Genomic DNA, 17,122 nt, shown 5'->3' on the forward strand with positions numbered 1-17,122 from the left:
CCCCATGAGCGCAACCCGCAAAGCCTACCGAGCCGCCATCCTGCACAGCATCGCCGACCCCGCCGAGGTCGGCCTTGAGGCGTCCTGCGAATACTATGAAGACGGCCTGCTGGTGGTCGACAACGGCCGCATCAGTGCACTGGGCCATGCCAGCGAGCTGCTGCCGACCCTCGACGCCGACATCCCGGTGCAACACTACCAGGACGCCCTGATCACCCCGGGCTTCATCGACACCCACATCCACTTCCCGCAGACCGGCATGATCGGCTCCTACGGCGAGCAACTGCTGGACTGGCTGAACACCTACACCTTCCCCTGTGAGAAGCAGTTTGCCGACAAGGGCCACGCCGACCAGGTGGCGAAAATCTTCCTCAAGGAACTGCTGCGCAACGGCACCACCACTGCCCTGGTGTTCGGCAGCGTGCATCCGGAGTCGGTCAACGCCCTGTTCGAGGAGGCCGAGCGCCTCGACCTGCGCATGATCGCCGGCAAGGTGATGATGGACCGCAACGCCCCCGACTACCTGACCGACACCGCCGAATCCAGCTACCGCGACAGCAAGGCGCTGATCGAGCGCTGGCACGGCAAGGGCCGCCTGCACTACGCGGTCACCCCGCGCTTCGCGCCGACCAGCACGCCGGAGCAATTGAGCGTGGCCGGCCAGTTGCTCAAGGAGCACCCGGGCGTGTACATGCATACCCACCTGTCGGAGAACCTCAAGGAAATCGACTGGGTCAAGTCGCTGTTCCCCGAGCAGAAAGGCTACCTGGACGTCTACGACCACTTCGAGCTGCTCGGCGAGCGCTCGGTGTTCGCCCACGGCGTGCACCTGTGCGACGACGAGTGCCAGCGCCTGGCCGAGACCGGCTCGGCCATCGCCTTCTGCCCGACCTCCAACCTGTTCCTCGGCAGCGGCCTGTTCAACCTGCCTCAGGCCGAGCGCTTCAAGGTCAATGTGGGCCTGGGCACCGACGTCGGCGCGGGCACCAGCTTCTCGCTGCTCAACACCCTGAACGAGGCGTACAAGGTGATGCAGCTGCAAGGCGCACGCCTGCACCCTTACAAGTCGCTGTACCTGGCCACCCTCGGCGGCGCCCGCGCCCTGCGCCTGGACGACCGCATCGGCAGCCTGCGCCCGGGCAATGACGCCGACTTCGTGGTGCTCGACTACAAGGCCACCCCGCTGCTGGATTACCGCCTGCAGCAGTCGAAGAACATCGAGGAGACCCTGTTCGTGCTCACCACCCTGGGCGACGACCGCACCGTGCGCGAAACCTACGCCGCCGGGCGCTGCGTGCACCAGCGCTGACAAGATCGCGGGGCTCCGTGGGAGCGGGCTTGCCCCGCGATAGGCAGCTAGGGCTGCTTCGCCAACCCGCGGTACAAAGCCCCGCCGATCGCCGCGCCGATCAGCGGTGCCAGCCAGAACAGCCACAGCTGCTGCACGGCCCAGCCACCGACGAACAACGCCGGCCCCGTGCTGCGCGCCGGGTTCACCGAGGTGTTGGTCACCGGGATCGAGATCAGGTGGATCAGGGTCAGCGCCAGGCCGATGGCGATCGGCGCGAACCCCGCCGGCGCCCGGGCATCCGTGGCGCCCATGATGATCACCAGGAACATCGCGGTCATCACCACTTCGCTGGTGAAGCCTGCCGCCAAGCTGTAGCCACCGGGCGAGTGCTCGCCGTAGCCGTTCGAGGCCAAGCCGTTGGCCAGCTCGAAACCGGCCTTGCCGCTGGCGATGAAGTAGATCACCGCCGCGGCGAGGATCGCGCCGATCACCTGGGCGATCACATAGGGCAGCAATTCCTTGGCCGGGAAGCGCCCGCCCACCACCAAGCCGAACGACACGGCGGGGTTGAGGTGACAACCGGAGATATGACCGATGGCGAAGGCCATGGTCAGGACCGTCAGGCCAAAGGCGAAGGCGACACCGAGGACCCCGATGCCGACCGGGGAGCTGGCCGCCAGCACCGCGCTGCCACACCCGCCAAGGACCAACCAGAACGTGCCGACCAACTCGGCACCCATGCGTACACCCAGGGACGAACTCATGGAGCATTCCTCAAGTAATTGGACGCAACGACTGCGCAAGCCCAACTGCTTGATGAAGGTTTGCTGAGGAGAAATCTAGCAGAGCTTTGACAAGTGGCCAGAAACGACAAAGGCCCTTTTCGCGGGTAGACCCGCTCCCACAGGGACAATGCCCTGCTTGATGGCAACGCATTTCCTGTGGGAGCGGGTTTGCCCGCGAAAGGGCCCTGAGTCAGGCAGGCAAACGTTCAACCCTTGGCGGTGGCCTTGGGCTTTTTCAGCAGGTGCGAGAACACCGCGTGCAGATCGTCCGAGGCGCTCTCCTCATCGAGGTTGAGCTTGCTGTCGATATGGTCCATGTGGTGCATCATCAGGCTCACCGCCTGTTCGGCGTCACGCGCCTCGATGGCGTCGATCAGTTGCATGTGCTCGTCGTACGAGCAGTGCGAGCGGTTGCCGCTCTCGTACTGGGCAATGATCAGCGAGGTCTGCGACACCAGGCTGCGCTGGAAGCTCACCAGCGGCGCGTTGCCCGCCGCCTCGGCCAGCTTGAGGTGGAACTCGCCGGACAGGCGGATGCCGGCGCCACGGTCACCACGGGAGAAGCTGTCGCGCTCCTCGCGGACCATCTGGCGCAGTTCGTTGAGCTGCTCGACGGTAGCGTGCTGCACGGCCAGTTCGGTGATGGCGCGCTCGACCATGCGCCGGGAGAAGAACACCTGGCGCGCCTCTTCCACCGTCGGGCTGGCCACCACCGCGCCGCGGTTGGGCCGCAGCAGCACCACGCTTTCGTGGGCCAGGCGCGACAGCGCGCGGCGGATGATGGTGCGGCTGACGCCGAAGATCTCGCCCAGTGCTTCCTCGCTCAACTTGGTCCCCGGAGCCAGGCGCTGCTCGAGGATCGCCTCGAAGATGTGCGCGTAGACGATGTCGTCCTGGGTACCGCTGCGGCCGGCCTTGCCAGTGCGCACAGGTTTTTTCAGAGGTTGCAGCTGTTCGTTCATGGGCGCTCGAGCACAGGGGATCTGCCAGTCGGACCGTGACTGTACTGCCTGTCGACGGGGGGATGGCAAGTCCGGAAATGAAGATGAAGGGCCAAGGTATGGCGCCATTGTACACAGGCTGACCCGATTCTGCAGGTGGCCTTTTACCTATATAGCCGTTGTACGACCGTTTGTACGCACAAAAGATAAAACATTATTTGCTTTATTTGTACACAAAAGCATAATCCTGCGAGCAACTTCCTGACCCAGAAGTCAACAAAATGGTCGGACGTCTGCCACACCCTCCCTCGCGAAGCCCCCAAGTGCATCAGCTCAGGACCAGGCTTCGAACAACAAGAAAGACTTGAGGAGTACTCGCTGTGGAAAGCCGCAAATCCGAAGCACCTACGCTGGATCTCGCCCCACCGCTCGAAACGGGCTGGCTGGAGCGGATTTTCAAACTCAAGCGACATGGCACTACCGTCAGGACCGAACTGATCGCCGGGGTGACCACCTTTATCACCATGGCCTACATCATCTTCGTCAACCCCAACATCATGGCCGACGCCGGCATCGACCACGGTGCGGCATTCGTCGCCACCTGCATCGCCGCCGCCCTCGGCTGCCTGCTGATGGGCCTGTACGCCAACTGGCCGGTGGGCCTGGCGCCGGGCATGGGCCTCAATGCCTTCTTCACCTACACCGTGGTCGGCACCATGGGCTACAACTGGGAAACGGCGCTGGGGGCGGTATTCGTCTCGGGCGTGCTGTTCATGTTCCTGACCGTTTCGCGGGTGCGCGAGTGGCTGCTCAACAGCATCCCGGTAAGCCTGCGCCATGCCATGGGGGCCGGCGTCGGATTGTTTCTCGGGCTGATCGGCCTGAAGACCGCCGGCATCATCGTCGACAGCCCGGCCACCCTGGTCAAGCTGGGCTCGCTGCATGAGCCCGGCCCACTGCTGGCGGCCGTGTGCTTCCTGTCGATCGCTATCCTCAGCTACAAGCGGGTGTTCGGCGCGATCCTGATCAGCATCATCGGCGTCACCCTGGCCGGCTGGGGCCTGGGCCTGGTCAAGTTCGGCGGGGTGATGTCGATGCCACCGAGCCTGGCGCCGACCTGGATGGCCATGGACGTGGCCGGGGTGTTCAACGTCAGCATGATCAGCGTGGTGCTGGCGTTCCTGTTCGTGCACATGTTCGACACCGCCGGCACGCTGATGGGCGTGGCCCAGCGCGCCAACCTGGTGGCGCCTGACGGACGCATCGAGAACCTGTCGCGGGCGCTGAAGGCCGACAGTACCTCCAGCGTGTTCGGCGCGGTGGTCGGCGTGCCGCCAGTGACCAGCTATGTGGAAAGTGCCGCGGGTGTGGCGGCGGGTGGGCGTACCGGCCTGACGGCCGTGGTGGTGGGCGTGCTGTTCATTGCCGCGATGTTCTTCGCCCCGCTGGCCGGGATGATCCCGGCCTATGCCACCGCCGGTGCACTCATCTATGTGGCGATGCTGATGATGGGCAGCATGGCGCATATCGAGTGGGACGAAGCCACCGACAGCATTCCGGCGATCGTCACGGTGATCATGATGCCGCTGACCTTCTCGGTGGCGGACGGCATTGCCCTGGGCTTCATCAGCTATGTGGCACTCAAGGCCGGGACTGGCAAGTACAAGGAGATCTCGGCGAGCCTGTGGGTGCTGTGCCTGATCTTCATTGCCAAGTTTGTATTCCTCTGACCCGGCTGCAACAACCAAGGGCGCCTCGGCGCCCTTTCTTTTTGCCTGCTCATGACGATCCCCCTGTAGGAGCGGCCTTGCGCCGCGAATGGGCCGCGCAGCGGCCCCGGCAATCCATGCGTAGACGCTGAGATCCAGGGGCTGCTACGCAGCCCATTCGCGGCGCAAGGCCGCTCCTACAGGGCAGGTCGCGCCCGAAGTGTAAAAACAACAGACGAAAAAAAGCCCGCCAGTGTGAGAGCGGGCCAAGGACCTACGAAGATTCTTCTAGCGACCAACTAGCTTCCACGATAGGTCGAATAGCTGTACGGCGAGATCAGCAGCGGCACGTGGTAGTGCTCCTGCTGCTCGTCGATACCGAAGCGCAGCACGACCACGTCAAGAAACGCGGTGTCCGGCAGCTTCACGCCTTTGGCGCGGTAGTAGTCACCGGCGCTGAACTGCAGTTGATAGACGCCGGTGCGGTAGTCGTCGCCCTGCAGCAGCGGCGCATCGACGCGGCCGTCGCTGTTGGTCAGTGCGGTGTTCACCAGCTCCAGCTGCTGGCCTTCGACGCGGTACAGCTCGACCTTGATCGAGCTGCCCGGGCAGCCATGCGCGGCGTCCAGTACATGTGTGGTCAAACGTCCCATTTGCTTGTCGCCTCTTGTCGTATGCGTGGGCAAAAAATACACGGCAATCACCGGGCACGAGGCCTGCGGCGTGCGGGAATGAAGCCATTAAGACAGTTTACCGATAAATTGTACACAATTTTTTATCCCCTCCCGCGCAACCTCCACAGAACAGGCCGCCAGTCGCAAAGACACGCGCCATGCAGCCATCCTTGGCATTACCTGACCAATCAGGCAGGTTTCTTGCAAGTCATTCTTACGCGACAAATGGGAAGAAATGCGGAAAAACAGGCTTACAAAAGATTTCAGAAGTTGTATACAATCAGCCCATCCGGTGGTGCGACATCCCGACGCGGCCCGCCCACCACCCGCATTAACGTACAAGAAGGAAGACTGCAGTGAGCGCTGACTACCCTCGCGACCTGATCGGTTACGGCAACAACCCACCTCACCCGCAATGGCCGGGGAATGCCCGCATTGCGCTGTCCTTCGTGCTCAACTACGAAGAAGGTGGCGAGCGCAACATCCTGCATGGCGACAAAGAGTCCGAAGCGTTCCTCTCCGAAATGGTCGCCGCCCAGCCGCTGCAGGGCGCGCGCAACATGAGCATGGAGTCGCTCTACGAATACGGCAGCCGCGCCGGCGTCTGGCGCCTGCTCAAGCTGTTCAAGGACAGCGGCGTGCCGCTGACCATCTTCGCCGTGGCCATGGCCGCCCAGCGCCACCCCGACGTGATCCGTGCCATGGCCGAGGCCGGCCACGAGATCTGCAGCCACGGCTACCGCTGGATCGACTACCAGTACATGGATGAAGCGCAAGAGCGCGAGCACATGCTCGAGGCCATCCGCATCCTCACCGAGATTACCGGCGAGCGCCCCGTGGGCTGGTACACCGGCCGCACCGGCCCGAACACCCGGCGCCTGGTGATGGAGGAAGGCGGTTTCCTCTACGACAGCGACACCTACGACGACGACCTGCCCTACTGGGAGCCGAACAACCCCACCGACAAGCCGCACCTGGTGATCCCCTACACCCTGGACACCAACGACATGCGCTTCACCCAGGTGCAGGGCTTCAACTGCGGCGAGCAGTTCTTCCAGTACCTGAAGGACGCCTTCGACGTGCTCTACGCCGAGGGTGCCGAGGCACCGAAGATGCTCTCGATCGGCCTGCACTGCCGCCTGGTCGGCCGCCCGGCACGCCTGGCCGCGCTCAAGCGCTTCGTCGACTACGCCAAGAGCCACGAGCAGGTCTGGTTCGCCCGTCGCGTGGACATCGCCCGCCACTGGCACGCCACCCACCCGTACAAGAAAGAGAACGCCTGATGACCGCCTTCAAGACCCTCAAGCCTTCCACCCTCGAGCGCGCCGCCTTCGTCGCCGCCTTCGCCGACATCTACGAGCACTCGCCGTGGGTCGCCGAGAAAGCCTACGACCTGGGCCAGCTGGCCGAGCTGGACGAGATCGAGGCGCTGCATCAGCGCATGAGCGACATCCTGCTCAGCGCCAGCCACGCAGAGCAACTGGCCCTGATCAACGCTCACCCGGACTTGGCCGGCAAGGCCGCCATCCAGGGCGAGCTGACCGAATCGAGCACCAATGAACAGGCCGGCGCCGGCATCCACCAGTGCACCGCCGAGGAGTTCGCCCGGTTCACCGAGCTGAACGACGCCTACAAGGCCAAGTTCCAGTTCCCGTTCATCATGGCGGTCAAGGGCAGCAACCGGCACCAGATCCTCGCCGCCTTCGAAAAACGCATCCACAACGACCAGGATGCCGAGTTCAAGGAAGCCCTGGCGCAGATCAACCTGATCGCCCTGTTCCGCCTGCTGCAGCTGTAAGCGACAGCCGAACTTTTCAGTACAACGAACATATAAGAGAGACCCGCATGCGCACCCTGATGATCGAGCCCCTGAGCAAAGAAGCCTTCGCCCCCTTCGGTGACGTGATCGAAACCGACGGCAGCGACCACTTCATGATCAACAATGGCTCGACCATGCGCTTCCACAAGCTCGCCACGGTCGAGACCGCCGAGCCCGAGGACAAGGCGATCATCAGCATCTTCCGCGCCGACGCGCTGGACATGCCGCTGACCGTACGCATGCTGGAACGCCATCCGCTGGGCAGCCAGGCTTTCATCCCGCTGCTCGGCAACCCCTTTCTGATCGTGGTCGCGCCGGTTGGCGATGCACCTGTATCAGGCTTGGTCCGAGCCTTCCGCAGCAATGGCAGGCAGGGCGTCAATTACCATCGCGGCGTCTGGCACCACCCGGTGCTGACGATCGAAAAGCGGGATGACTTCCTGGTGGTTGATCGCAGTGGTTCTGGCAACAACTGCGATGAGCATTACTTCCCCGAGGAACAGATGTTGATCCTCAATCCCCACCAATAAGAAAGGGTCGGTCATCGATGTGGTGACTGGCGAGAGGTACATACTGTGGAAGCACACCTTCACGAATGGCTGAACCTGAGCATTCGCTGGGTTCACATGATCACCGGTGTCGCCTGGATCGGTGCATCGTTCTACTTTGTCTGGCTGGAGAACCACCTGAATCGAAGCAACCCGCGCGATGGGTTGTCGGGTGACCTCTGGGCCATTCACGGTGGTGGTATCTACCACCTGGAGAAATACAAGCTCGCGCCGCCGAAAATGCCCGAGAACCTGCACTGGTTCAAATGGGAAGCCTACTTCACCTGGATGTCCGGGATCGCCTTGCTGTGCGTGGTGTTCTACTGGAACCCGAGCCTCTACCTGCTGGCGCCCGGCAGCACCCTGAGCGGTGCCGAAGGCGTGGCCATCGGGATCGGTTCGCTGGTTGCCGGCTGGTTCATCTACGACTTCCTGTGCGACTCGCCCCTGGGCAAGCAACCGGCCCTGCTGGGCGGCGTGCTGTTCGTGCTGATCATCGCCGCCTGCTGGGGCTTCAGCCTGGTGTTCAGCGGCCGTGGCGCCTACCTGCACACCGGTGCGATCATCGGCACCATCATGGTCGGCAACGTGTTCCGCATCATCATGCCGGCCCAGCGCCAGCTGGTGGCGGCGATCGAGAACAACCAGACCCCCGACCCGGTACTGCCGGCCAAGGGCCTGCTGCGCTCGCGTCACAACAACTACTTCACCCTGCCGGTGCTGTTCATCATGATCAGCAACCACTTCCCGAGCACCTACGGCAGCCAGTACAACTGGCTGATCCTGGCCGGGATCGCGGTGGCCGCGGTACTGATCCGTCACTACTTCAACACCCGCCACGACAGCAACAAGTACGCCTGGACCCTGCCCGTCGGCGCCCTGGCGATGATCTGCCTGGCCTACGTGACCGGTCCCAAGCCGCTGCCGACCGCCCCGGAACAAGCCGCCGCCAAGGTCGAGTACCAGCCGTTGCCGGCCACTGCCGTGGGTGGCAAGACCGCCGCCGAGCTGCGCGCCGAGGAGGCCGCCAAGCCTGCCCAGGCACCGGCCGCAGAGCCTGCCCAGGCCACGGCCCAGGCGGCCACCGGCAGCTTCGACAAGATCCACACCGTCATCCAGGAACGCTGCACTGTGTGCCACTCGGCCAAGCCGACCAGCCCGCTGTTCAGCGCCGCCCCTGGCGGCGTGATGTTCGACACCCCGCAGCAGATCCAGGCCCAGGCCGCGCGCATCCAGGCGCAGGCCGTCGCCAGCCAGATCATGCCGCTGGGCAACATCACCCAAATGACCGTTGAAGAACGCAAGCTGGTCGGCGACTGGATCGCCAAAGGCGCGCAGGTCAACTGACCGACACGGCGTGCAAAGACTGTAGGAGCGGCCTTGCGCCGCGAAGAGGCCGGCAGACCCGGCCTCTGTTTCAAGGTTTACGCAACAAGCAAGCATCGAGCGTTCGACTTCAGGCGGGAATCTTCCGCCTGAAGCCGCCCGCTTGGATCCGAGAATAAAAACAAAACTCGAGGTGCTGCATGTCCGAGTCACCCAAGGCGTACATCCCTGTTGCGCCGCCACGACAGCCCCTGCCCTTGTTCCAGCTGATCCTGGTGGGTCTGCAACACGTTCTGCTGATGTACGGGGGCGCCATCGCGGTGCCGCTGATCATCGGCCAGGCGGCGGGCCTGTCCCGCGAAGAAGTCGCCTTCCTGATCAACGCCGACCTGCTGGTCGCCGGCGTTGCCACCATCATCCAATCCTTCGGTATCGGCCCCGTGGGCATCCGCATGCCTGTCATGATGGGCGCCAGCTTCGCCGCGGTCGGCAGCATGGTGGCCATGGCCGGCATGCCTGGCGTCGGCCTGCAGGGGATCTTCGGCGCGACCATCGCCGCCGGCTTCTTCGGCATGCTGATCGCGCCGTTCATGTCCAAGGTCGTGCGTTTCTTCCCGCCGCTGGTGACCGGCACGGTCATCACCTCCATCGGCCTGTCGCTGTTCCCGGTGGCGGTCAACTGGGCCGGCGGCGGCCATGAGGCGCAAGCCTTCGGCGCGCCGATCTACCTGATGGTCGCCGGCCTGGTGCTGGCGGTGATCCTGCTGATCAACCGCTTCATGCGCGGTTTCTGGGTCAATGTGTCGGTACTGGTGGGCATGGGCCTGGGCTACGTGCTCGCCGGCTCCATCGGCATGGTCGACCTGTCGGGCCTGAGCGAGGCGCCGTGGCTGCAGGTGGTCACCCCCCTGCACTTCGGCATGCCGACCTTCAGCCTGGCGCCGATCCTGTCGATGTGCCTGGTGGTGGTGATCATCTTCGTCGAGTCCACGGGGATGTTCCTCGCCCTGGGCAAGGTGACCGACCGCGAAGTCACGCCCGGCATGCTGCGTCGCGGCCTGCTGTGCGATGCCGGCGCGTCGTTCATCGCCGGTTTCTTCAACACCTTCACCCACTCCTCGTTCGCCCAGAACATCGGCCTGGTGCAGATGACCGGGGTTCGCTGCCGCTACGTCACGGTGATGGCCGGCGCGCTGCTGATCCTGCTCAGCCTGCTGCCCAAGGCGGCCTTCCTGATCGCCTCGATCCCGCCCGCGGTACTGGGCGGCGCGTCCATCGCCATGTTCGGCATGGTCACCGCCACCGGGATCAAGATCCTCCAGGAAGCGGACATCGCCGACCGGCGCAACCAGCTGCTGGTCGCGGTCAGCGTCGGCTTCGGCCTGATCCCGGTGGTGCGGCCGGAGTTCTTCGCACAGATGCCACAGTGGATGGAACCCATCACCCACAGTGGCATCGCCATGGCCACCCTCAGCGCCCTGGTGCTGAACCTGCTGTTCAACATCCTCGGCGGCGCCGACCGCGCCGCGCATAACGACGCCTGTCATCAGCACTGAAGTCCCCTATCGCGGGGCAAGCCCGCTCCCACGCTGGATACACGCCCGCACGTGGGAGCGGGCTTGCCCCGCGAGAAGGCAACACCCACATAAAAACAATAAGTCCGGGAATCACAACATGAAGCGCATCACCACGTCCGTCCTGCTGGGCAGCAGCCTGCTGGCCACCCTCCCCGCCCACGCCGGCGAATGGCTGCAATGGCACGGCGAAAGCCTGTCCTACCTGTACGGCAAGGACTTCAAGGTCAACCCCGACATCCAGCAGACCATCACCTTCGAACATGCCAACAAGTGGAAGTACGGCGACACCTTCCTGTTCGTCGACAAGATCTTCTACAACGGCAAGGCCGACCCCGGCAAAGGCGTGACCACCTACTACGGCGAGTTCAGCCCGCGCCTGTCATTCGGCAAGATCTTCGAGCGCAACCTGGCCTTCGGGCCGATCAAGGACGTGCTGCTGGCCATGACCTACGAACGTGGCGAGGGCGACAACGAGGCCTACCTGATCGGCCCCGGCTTCGACCTGAACGTGCCCGGCTTCAACTACTTCACCCTGAACTTCTACCTGCGCAACACCGAAGGCAGCCGCCCCGGCGACAACGTCTGGCAGATCACCCCGGCCTGGTCGTACACCATCCCGGTGGGTAAGTCCGACATCCTGATCGACGGCTACATCGACTGGGTGGTCGACAACGACCAGACCCGTCGCGGCACCTACCACGCCAACCTGCAGTTCAACCCGCAGGTCAAGTACGACCTGGGCAAGGCCCTGAACCTGGGCGCCAAGCAGCTCTATGTCGGCTTCGAATACAGCTACTGGAAGGACAAGTACGGCATCGACAGCCGCGGCAACGTCGACAGCAACCAGAGCGTGGCCAGCGCCCTGGTGAAGGTGCATTTCTGAAAAACTGACCGAACGCCCAAATTTGCACCACTGTGCTCCAGGACGGAGCACTTGAGGCCCGGCGCGCAAGTGAGTAATCTGCGCGCCCCCTCGATCGGGGCGGGAAGGATCCCGCCCGCGTTTGCTGACCGCTCAGTCAATGTTTCCGGGCGGTTGGCCAACGTGTTGCCAGCGTGAAATACCCATTTCATCCGTTCAGAAAGACGTCGAGCAGGATAGTTGTGCCCAACGTGGAAAAGTTGGCGCAGCTCTTGCCAAACAGCTGTGGCCAATTGAAAAAAGCTGACCCAAAAGACAAGAACAGCGCCCGAGCGCTGACAACAGATCCAATCAAGGGAGCGACACTCGCAATGCGTACCATCAATAGCCTGATCCTCGCCGGTGGCCTGCTGGCCTGCGGCGCCAGCCAAGCCGGCGACCTGCTGCAATGGCAGAACAACAGCCTGACCTACCTGTGGGGCAAGAACTTCAAGGTCAACCCCGAGATCCAGCAGACCGTGACCTTCGAGCACGCCGATGCGTGGAAGTACGGCGACAACTTCTTCTTCTTCGACAAGATCTTCTACCAGGGCAAGAAGGACGCCAGCAACGGCCCCAACACCTACTACGGCGAGTTCAGCCCGCGCCTGTCGTTCGGCAAGATCTTCGACCAGAAGCTCGAGTTCGGCCCGGTGAAAGACGTGCTCCTGGCCATGACCTACGAGTTCGGCGAGGGTGACACCGAGTCCTACCTGATCGGCCCCGGCTTCGACCTGGCCATCCCCGGCTTCGACTACTTCCAGCTGAACTTCTACCAGCGCACCACCGACGGCAGCCGTCCGGGCGACAATGTCTGGCAGATCACCCCGGTCTGGTCGTACACCATCCCTGTGGGCTCGTCCGACATCCTGATCGACGGTTTCATGGATTGGGTGGTCGACAACGACGAGAACCGTCGCGGCACCTACCAGGCGAACCTGCACTTCAACCCGCAGGTCAAGTACGACCTGGGCAAGGCGCTGCACCTGGGCGAGAAGCAGTTGTACGTGGGTATCGAGTACGACTACTGGAAGAACAAGTACGGTATCAAGGACAGCGATGCCTTTACCACCGATCAGAACACCATGAGTTTCCTGGTGAAAGTGCACTTCTGATCTGAGGTCAGTGCATAACCTGTAGGAGCGGCCTTGTGCCGCGAAAGGGCTGCGCAGCGGCCCCGGCGATTTTGCATGATGCCGAGAACCTGGGGCCGCTTCGCGGCCCTTTCGCGGCACAAGGCCGCTCCTACAGGTAAGCGCCTCAGTTTGCCGGTTTTACCGCCTGCCACAGCTTGCCAACGACGCTCACCACCAGCAGCACCACCGCCCCCGCAATCACCCCCGCCACACCATTGAGCAATGCCCCGGTCAACGCCCCGCCCCGCCCTTCGCTGAACGCCTCGATGGCGTGATGCAGCGGCGCGATGCCGTGCACCAGGATGCCGCCGCCGACCAGGAACATCGCCGCGGTGCCGATCACCGACAGGCTCTTCATCATGTACGGTGCGGCGCGCAGGATGCCGTTGCCCACCGCCTGGCTCAGCGCCGAGGCTTTCTTGGTCATCCACAGCCCCAGGTCATCGAGCTTGACGATGCCTGCCACCAGGCCATAGACGCCAATGGTCATGACCAGCGCGATGCCCGACAGCACGATGATCTGCTGGCTCAGCGGCGCATCGGCCACGGTGCCCAGGGTGATGGCGATGATCTCAGCAGACAGGATGAAATCGGTGCGCACCGCGCCCTTGATCTTGCTCTTCTCGAACGCCACCAGGTCGACCTGCTCGTCGGCCACGGCCGCCTTGCGCGCCTCGTGCTGCGCGTCGTCCTCGGACTTGCTGTGCAGGAACTTGTGCGCCAGCTTCTCGAAGCCCTCGAAGCACAGGTATGCGCCGCCGACCATCAGCAGCGGAATCACCGCCCAGGGAATGAAGGCACTGATCAACAGCGCCGCCGGCACCAGGATCGCCTTGTTCACCAGCGAGCCCTTGGCCACCGCCCACACCACCGGGATCTCGCGCTCGGCGCGTACCCCGGTGACCTGCTGGGCGTTGAGCGCCAGGTCGTCGCCCAGCACCCCCGCAGTCTTCTTTGCCGCGACCTTGGTCATCACCGAGACATCGTCGAGCACCGTGGCGATGTCGTCGATCAGTACCAGTAGACTGCTTCCTGCCATGTTCTTTATCCAGAGGGGTTCAAAGGCTGCGATTCTAGCCGAAAGCGGCTGCCTTGAGCGCTCATCTGCGCCGGTGCTACCATGCCCGATCCCTCTTTGAGGCGGCCAGACACGAGGACGATCCCCGACAATGAGCACCATTCGCGAGCGCAACAAGGAACTGATCCTGCGCGCGGCCAGTGAAGAATTCGCCGACAAGGGCTTCGCCGCCACCAAGACCAGCGATATCGCGGCCAAGGCCGGCCTGCCCAAGCCGAACGTGTATTACTACTTCAAGTCGAAGGAAAACCTCTACCGCGAGGTGCTCGAGAGCATCATCGCGCCAATCATGCAGGCCTCGACGCCGTTCAACGCCGACGGTGATCCGAAAGAGGTGCTCAGTTCGTACATCCGCTCGAAGATCCGCATCTCCCGCGACCTGCCCCACGCCTCCAAGGTGTTCGCCAGCGAGATCATGCATGGCGCGCCGCACCTGTCGCCGCGCCAGGTCGAGCAGCTCAACGAGCAGGCCCGGCACAATATCGAGTGCATCCAGCGCTGGATCGAGCGCGGCCAGATCGCCCACGTCGATCCGCACCACCTGATGTTCAGCATCTGGGCGGCGACGCAGACCTACGCGGATTTCGACTGGCAGATCGCCGTGGTCACCGGCAAGGCCAAGCTGGCCGACAGCGATTACGACGCGGCGGCGGAGACCATCATCCGCCTGGTATTGAAGGGCTGCGAGCCCGAGGCGGCCTGACCGAGCCAACGGGGCTGCTACGCAGCCCATCGCGGCACAAGGCCGCTCCTACAGGAGACCGCTATCCCTTGTAGGAGCGGCCTTGTGCCGCGAATGGGCCGCAAGGCGGCCCCGACACCTTGAGCCTTAAGCTGCCACTCCAGCATCCGCCGTCAGCCCCACCTCTTCGATCGCACTGATCGCGCACTGCTCGTCGATATCCGACGTATCCCCGCTGATCCCGACAGCCCCCAGCACCTTGCCGTCCCGATCACGGATCAGCACCCCGCCCGGTACCGGCACCACCGGCCGCTCGCCCAGCCCGTTCAGCGCGGCATAGAACGCCGGCCGCTGCTGCGAATCCAGCGCCAGCAGGCGCGAGCCCTTGCCCAGGGCCACCGCACCCCAGGCCTTGCCGATGGCCACCTGCGGACGCAGCAGGGTGGCGCCATCCTCGCGCTGCAGCGCCAGCAGGTGCCCGCCGGCATCCAGCACCGCCACGGTCAGCGGCGCGGCGTTGATCTTGCGGCCCGCGGCCAGCGCGGCGTTCACCACGCCGACAGCATCTTTGAGGGTCAATGCGTTCATGAAAAGGTCCTCTTCTTGTTGTGAGAAGCCCTGAGGGCAGTTGAAAACCAGTAGACAGAATAGAACACAACGAAGACACGCTTTGTATACAATTATTTGAATCAATCTTGCCAAGTGCGACGAAATGCCGCCTCATCGCCCAATGACCGCTCAGTCAACGCCGCCGACGAAAATGGATTGACCTTTTGCGCCGAGCATGAATACACTCTGCCGCAACACAAGTTGTATACAATTACAAAATCGATGAGGCACAAACCATGAGCAAAATGAGAGCAATCGATGCAGCCGTTCTGGTCATGCGCCGTGAAGGTGTAGATACCGCGTTCGGCATTCCGGGGGCTGCCATCAACCCGCTGTATTCGGCCCTGAAGAAAGTCGGTGGCATCGATCACGTCCTCGCTCGCCACGTCGAAGGTGCCTCGCACATGGCCGAGGGCTACACCCGCGCCAACCCGGGCAACATCGGTGTATGCATCGGCACCTCCGGCCCTGCCGGCACCGACATGGTCACCGGCCTGTACAGCGCCTCGGCCGACTCCATCCCGATCCTCTGCATCACCGGCCAAGCCCCGCGCGCGCGCCTGCACAAGGAAGACTTCCAGGCCGTCGACATCACCAGTATCGTCAAGCCGGTGACCAAGTGGGCGACCACCGTCCTGGAGCCGGGCCAGGTGCCCTACGCCTTCCAGAAGGCCTTCTACGAAATGCGTACCGGCCGCCCAGGCCCGGTGCTGATCGACCTGCCGTTCGACGTGCAGATGGCCGAGATCGAGTTCGACATCGCCGCCTACGAGCCACTGGCGATCAACAAGCCAGCCGCCACCCGCGTCCAGGCCGAGAAAGCCCTCGCCCTGCTCAATGACGCCGAGCGCCCGCTGCTGGTAGCCGGCGGTGGCATCATCAACGCCGACGCCAGCGACAAACTGGTCGAGTTCGCCGAACTGACCGGCGTGCCGGTAGTGCCAACCCTGATGGGCTGGGGCACCATTCCGGACGATCACGAATTGATGGTCGGCATGGTCGGTCTGCAGACCTCGCACCGCTACGGCAACGCGACCATGCTCAAGTCCGACCTGGTGTTCGGTATCGGCAACCGCTGGGCCAACCGCCACACCGGCTCCGTCGACGTCTACACCGAAGGCCGCAAGTTCGTCCACGTGGACATCGAGCCAACCCAGATCGGCCGCGTATTCACCCCTGACCTGGGTATCGTTTCCGATGCCGGCAAGGCGCTGGATGTGTTCCTGGAAGTGGCCCGCGAGTGGAAAGCCGCCGGCAAACTCAAGTGCCGCAAAGCCTGGCTGGAAGACTGCCAGCAGCGCAAGGCCACCCTGCAGCGCAAGACCCACTTCGACAATGTGCCGGTCAAGCCGCAGCGCGTGTACGAAGAGATGAACCAGGTATTCGGCAAGGACACCTGCTACGTCAGCACCATTGGTCTTTCGCAGATCGCCGGCGCACAGTTCCTGCACGTGTACAAGCCACGCCACTGGATCAACTGCGGCCAGGCCGGCCCGCTGGGCTGGACCATCCCTGCCGCCCTCGGCGTGGTCAAGGCCGACCCGAAACGCAAGGTCGTCGCGCTGTCCGGTGACTACGACTTCCAGTTCATGATCGAAGAGCTGGCGGTAGGCGCGCAGTTCAACCTGCCGTACGTCCACGTGCTGGTGAACAACGCCTACCTCGGCCTGATCCGCCAGGCCCAGCGTGGCTTCGACATGGATTACTGTGTACAACTGGCCTTCGAGAACATCAATTCCACCGACGCCGCCACCTATGGTGTCGATCACGTCGCCGTGGTCGAAGGCCTGGGCTGCAAGGCCCTTCGCGTGTTCGAACCGGCCGACATCGCCCCTGCCCTGCTCAAGGCGCAGAAGATGGCCGAAGAGTTCCGCGTGCCGGTGGTGGTCGAAGTGATTCTCGAGCGCGTGACCAACATTTCCATGGGCACCGAGATCAACGCGGTCAACGAATTTGAAGACCTCGCCCTGGTCGGCAACGACGCGCCAACCGCCATCTCGCTGCTGGACTGATCGCCTGACGCCCCCGCGCATTGCGCGGGGGTCT

Annotated in this window: 16 protein-coding genes; 11 read left to right on the plus strand and 5 right to left on the minus strand. The window is 63.5% G+C overall.

Going from position 1 to position 17,122, the window contains the following annotated elements; all coding sequences use genetic code 11:
• The first annotated feature begins 4 nt into the window (after positions 1 to 4).
• The gene (gene guaD, locus PRtIB026_RS21265; protein ID WP_203651744.1) at positions 5 to 1,309 is read left to right on the plus strand and encodes a guanine deaminase; all 1,305 of its coding nucleotides are present in this window, start codon (positions 5 to 7) and stop codon (positions 1,307 to 1,309) included.
• 47 nt (positions 1,310 to 1,356) lie between these two features.
• Here guaD and aqpZ read toward each other — a convergent pair whose 3' ends face one another.
• Together aqpZ and PRtIB026_RS21275 are read right to left on the minus strand one after the other, a co-directional pair.
• A complete protein-coding gene (gene aqpZ / locus PRtIB026_RS21270) occupies positions 1,357 to 2,055 on the minus strand; it encodes an aquaporin Z (RefSeq protein ID WP_203651742.1) in 699 nt (232 codons plus the stop codon).
• Positions 2,056 to 2,282: 227 nt separating this feature from the next.
• The gene (locus tag PRtIB026_RS21275) at positions 2,283 to 3,038 is read right to left on the minus strand and encodes a GntR family transcriptional regulator (protein WP_203651740.1); all 756 of its coding nucleotides are present in this window, start codon (positions 3,036 to 3,038) and stop codon (positions 2,283 to 2,285) included.
• Between the two features lie 359 nt (positions 3,039 to 3,397).
• Here PRtIB026_RS21275 and PRtIB026_RS21280 point away from each other — a divergent pair, with 359 nt between their 5' ends.
• Positions 3,398 to 4,747 (plus strand): NCS2 family permease, encoded by a 1,350-nt coding sequence (locus PRtIB026_RS21280; RefSeq protein WP_203651739.1) that lies wholly within the window; start codon positions 3,398 to 3,400, stop codon positions 4,745 to 4,747.
• A gap of 278 nt (positions 4,748 to 5,025) precedes the next feature.
• Here PRtIB026_RS21280 and uraH read toward each other — a convergent pair whose 3' ends face one another.
• Complete coding sequence (gene uraH, locus PRtIB026_RS21285; RefSeq protein ID WP_028692847.1) at positions 5,026 to 5,379, minus strand: hydroxyisourate hydrolase; 354 nt, start codon at positions 5,377 to 5,379, stop codon at positions 5,026 to 5,028.
• A 377-nt stretch (positions 5,380 to 5,756) separates the two neighbouring features.
• On the opposite strand from uraH, the gene puuE reads away from it, so the two are divergent.
• The 7 genes from puuE (at position 5,757) to PRtIB026_RS21320 (ending at position 12,686) form a co-directional block, all read left to right on the plus strand.
• The gene (puuE, locus tag PRtIB026_RS21290) at positions 5,757 to 6,683 is read left to right on the plus strand and encodes an allantoinase PuuE (protein ID WP_203651738.1); all 927 of its coding nucleotides are present in this window, start codon (positions 5,757 to 5,759) and stop codon (positions 6,681 to 6,683) included.
• On the plus strand, positions 6,683 to 7,198 hold the full coding sequence (uraD, locus tag PRtIB026_RS21295) for a 2-oxo-4-hydroxy-4-carboxy-5-ureidoimidazoline decarboxylase (RefSeq protein WP_028692845.1): 516 nt from the start codon (positions 6,683 to 6,685) through the stop codon (positions 7,196 to 7,198). The genes puuE and uraD overlap by 1 nt, the downstream gene beginning before the upstream one ends.
• 47 nt (positions 7,199 to 7,245) lie before the next feature.
• Positions 7,246 to 7,749: an ureidoglycolate lyase gene (locus PRtIB026_RS21300; protein WP_050706598.1), complete on the plus strand. Its 504-nt coding sequence runs from the start codon at positions 7,246 to 7,248 to the stop codon at positions 7,747 to 7,749.
• 45 nt (positions 7,750 to 7,794) lie between these two features.
• The gene (locus PRtIB026_RS21305) at positions 7,795 to 9,114 is read left to right on the plus strand and encodes a urate hydroxylase PuuD (RefSeq protein WP_186715589.1); all 1,320 of its coding nucleotides are present in this window, start codon (positions 7,795 to 7,797) and stop codon (positions 9,112 to 9,114) included.
• A 179-nt stretch (positions 9,115 to 9,293) separates the two neighbouring features.
• Positions 9,294 to 10,649: a nucleobase:cation symporter-2 family protein gene (locus PRtIB026_RS21310; RefSeq protein ID WP_028692843.1), complete on the plus strand. Its 1,356-nt coding sequence runs from the start codon at positions 9,294 to 9,296 to the stop codon at positions 10,647 to 10,649.
• 118 nt (positions 10,650 to 10,767) lie between these two features.
• Positions 10,768 to 11,553 carry an outer membrane protein OmpK gene (locus PRtIB026_RS21315; protein WP_186715585.1) on the plus strand — a complete coding sequence of 262 codons (786 nt, stop codon included), beginning with the start codon at positions 10,768 to 10,770 and terminating at the stop codon, positions 11,551 to 11,553.
• A 350-nt stretch (positions 11,554 to 11,903) separates the two neighbouring features.
• The gene (locus tag PRtIB026_RS21320; protein WP_046856491.1) at positions 11,904 to 12,686 is read left to right on the plus strand and encodes an outer membrane protein OmpK; all 783 of its coding nucleotides are present in this window, start codon (positions 11,904 to 11,906) and stop codon (positions 12,684 to 12,686) included.
• Positions 12,687 to 12,831: 145 nt separating this feature from the next.
• Here PRtIB026_RS21320 and PRtIB026_RS21325 read toward each other — a convergent pair whose 3' ends face one another.
• Entirely contained in the window at positions 12,832 to 13,746 is a 915-nt protein-coding gene (locus PRtIB026_RS21325; RefSeq protein WP_203651736.1) for a DUF808 domain-containing protein, read from the minus strand.
• A gap of 130 nt (positions 13,747 to 13,876) precedes the next feature.
• Here PRtIB026_RS21325 and PRtIB026_RS21330 point away from each other — a divergent pair, with 130 nt between their 5' ends.
• A complete protein-coding gene (locus tag PRtIB026_RS21330) occupies positions 13,877 to 14,488 on the plus strand; it encodes a TetR/AcrR family transcriptional regulator (protein ID WP_102684647.1) in 612 nt (203 codons plus the stop codon).
• Between the two features lie 126 nt (positions 14,489 to 14,614).
• On the opposite strand, the gene PRtIB026_RS21335 is transcribed toward PRtIB026_RS21330, so the two are convergent.
• Complete coding sequence (locus PRtIB026_RS21335) at positions 14,615 to 15,055, minus strand: GlcG/HbpS family heme-binding protein (protein WP_028692837.1); 441 nt, start codon at positions 15,053 to 15,055, stop codon at positions 14,615 to 14,617.
• Between the two features lie 257 nt (positions 15,056 to 15,312).
• Here PRtIB026_RS21335 and gcl point away from each other — a divergent pair, with 257 nt between their 5' ends.
• Positions 15,313 to 17,088 carry a glyoxylate carboligase gene (gene gcl / locus PRtIB026_RS21340; RefSeq protein WP_203651735.1) on the plus strand — a complete coding sequence of 592 codons (1,776 nt, stop codon included), beginning with the start codon at positions 15,313 to 15,315 and terminating at the stop codon, positions 17,086 to 17,088.
• Positions 17,089 to 17,122: the final 34 nt, after the last annotated feature.

Origin of the sequence: Pseudomonas sp. RtIB026 (genome assembly GCF_016861355.2) — a bacterium.
GTDB lineage: Bacteria > Pseudomonadota > Gammaproteobacteria > Pseudomonadales > Pseudomonadaceae > Aquipseudomonas > Aquipseudomonas peradeniyensis.